Annotated in this window: 3 protein-coding genes; all 3 read left to right on the top strand. The window is 67.2% G+C overall.

What is annotated here, in order from left to right:
- Window positions 1-726: YkgJ family cysteine cluster protein (locus tag VJ307_08260; protein HJX74135.1), on the top strand; the 726-nt coding region annotated here is incomplete at its 5' end.
- Window positions 723-1,976: an FAD-dependent oxidoreductase gene (locus VJ307_08265; protein ID HJX74136.1), complete on the top strand. Its 1,254-nt coding sequence runs from the start codon at window positions 723-725 to the stop codon at window positions 1,974-1,976. The genes VJ307_08260 and VJ307_08265, both read left to right, overlap by 4 nt.
- The coding region (locus VJ307_08270) for an FAD-binding protein (GenBank protein ID HJX74137.1) at window positions 1,976-2,475 on the top strand (500 nt) is incomplete at its 3' end. The genes VJ307_08265 and VJ307_08270, both read left to right, overlap by 1 nt.

Here is a 2,475-nt window from a genome sequence, read left to right on the forward strand (position 1 = left end):
GGCTGCCACCCGGGGCTTTCCTGCTTTACGGACTGCTGCGCGGACGTGAACATCCTGCTGACACCGATGGATGTCCTGAGCCTTTCCCGCCGCCTCGGCATCACCACGGGGGAGTTTATCGCGCGGCATACGCTCACACCGGTCACGAAGGATCTCCACCTCCCCGTCCTGATGCTCCGGATGGGCGAGGAGCCCGAAAGGCGGTGCCTGTTCGTCGGCACAGAGGGGTGCGACGTGTACCAGGATCGCCCGTGGTCGTGCCGGATGTATCCCGTGGGGATGGGACTTCCGCCCGCACGCGCGGGGGAGGAGCCGAAACCGGTGTACTTCCTCTTCGAGGACGACTTCTGCAAAGGCCGCACCGAACCAAAGGAATGGACCGTCGACAAGTGGCGGAACGACCAGGACGTGGCGGCCAGGGAGGAGATCGAGGCCGGGTACCGCGAGATCGTTTCCCACCCCTGGTTCATCGGGGGCCGCCAGCTCGATCCGAAGCGGATGGAGATGTTTCACACCGCATGCTACGACCTCGACAAGTTCCGCGATTTCATCTTCGACAGCACGTTCCTTTCGCGTTTCGAACTGGAGGATTCCCTCATGGCGAAGCTGCGGGACGACGACATGGCGCTTCTGCGCTTCGCCTTCCGCTGGCTCCGCTTCGCCCTGTTCGCCGAACCCACAATGAAGGTGCGCGAAGGCGCACCGAACGTCCGGAGGAAGGTATGAACGTTTCCAGTCCGCGGCCCCTCCTCGTCGTCGGGGCGGGGATCGCCGGCATCACGGCGGCCCTCGAGGCGGCTGAGGCCGGCAAAGAGGCGGTCCTCGTCGAGCGCGAGCAGTCGGTCGGCGGCCGCGTGCTCCGCAGCCACCAGTATTTCCCGAAGCTTTGTCCGCCGTCGTGCGGCATGGAGATCAACGTCCGCCGCCTGGAGAAGAACCCCCGCATCCGCGTGCTCACGGGTGCGCAGGTGGCGAAGGCGGCCCGCAGCGCGAACGGGTGGACGGTCACGATCGCGGTTTCGCCTCATTTCGTCAACGAGCGCTGCACGGTCTGCGGCGAGTGCGCGAAGGTGTGTCCCGCGAAGGTGCCCGATCCGTTCAACCTCGGGATGAACGAGGTGACCGCCATCCGGCTTCCGCACCCGGATGCGTGGCCGCGGAGATTCGTGCTGGACCGCAGCGCATGTCCGTCCGGCTGCAAGGCCTGCGTGGACGCCTGTGCTTACGACGCCATCGATCTGAACGCCGCCGGCCACGAGGAGACGATCGAGGCCTCGGCGGTGGTCCTCGCCACCGGCTGGAGTCCCTATCCCGTCGAGAAGCTCCCCGAGCTCGGGGGCGGCCGTTTCCGGGACGTGGTCGCCAACGTCAACTTCGAGCGACTCGCCTCGCCCTCGGGTCCCACGGGCGGGAAGATCCTTCGACCCTCCGACGGAACGCCGCCGAAGAAGATCGCCTTCGTGCAGTGCGCCGGGTCGCGCGACGTCAACCACCTGCCGTATTGTTCGGCGGTGTGCTGTCTGGCCTCGCTCAAGCAGGCGACCTACGTCAAGGAGCAGATCCCCGACGCCGAGGTGACGTTGTACTACATCGACCGGCGGGCACCCGGCCGCAACGAAGACGTGCTCACGAAGGTCGCGGCGACGGAGGGCGTGAAGCTCGTGAAGGGCAAGGTCGGGAAGATCGAGGAATGCGCCGGCGGGTTCAAGCTCCGCCTGGAGGACGTGGATGTGGGAAGGATCCTGGACGCGTTCGCCGACCTCGTCGTGCTCGCCACCGGCATGGTCTCCAACCTCAAGGGGGAGAAGCCTCCGTTCGGGATCGGCATGGACGACGACGGGTTCGGTCTCGATAACCCGGGGGCCTCGCTGTTCGTCGCCGGTGTCGCCCGGCGGCCCGAGGACGTCGCGGCCTCGGTGCGCGACGCCACGGGAGCGGCCGCGAAGGCGTCGGTGGCCGCGAGAAGGAGCGCGTGATGGAAAAAGTAGGCCTTTTCCTGTGCACCGGCTGCGAGATCGGTGCCGCAATAAAGACGGACGGGTTGGAGTCCCTGGCGAAGAAGGGCGGCGCGAAGTCGGTCGTCATGCACCCGTGGCTCTGCTCCGAGGAGGGCGTCGCGGCGATCCGGAAGGCCGTGGACGACGGGTCGGTGGACGGCGTGCTCATCGCGGCCTGTTCCCCGCGCGCCATGACCGCCGAGTTCCGCTTCGATTCCCTCAAGGTGTCGGTCGAGCGTATCGGCCTCAGGGAGCAGGTGGCCTGGTCCCACCCGCACGGGGAGGAGGACACGCAGATGCTTGCGGAAGACCTCCTCCGGATGGGGCTGGTGCGGACCGCGAAGAACATCCTTCCGAAGCCCCTGGCCGAGACCATCGAGAAGACGGTGCTGGTCGTCGGCGGAGGCGTGGCCGGCTTGAGCGCGGCCAAGGCCGCCGCGGGCATGGGTCACCCGGTCGTGGTGGTGGAGTCCTCCGC

The sequence above is a fragment of the Candidatus Deferrimicrobiaceae bacterium genome, assembly GCA_035256765.1.
Classification (GTDB): Bacteria; Desulfobacterota; Deferrimicrobia; order Deferrimicrobiales; family Deferrimicrobiaceae; genus CSP1-8.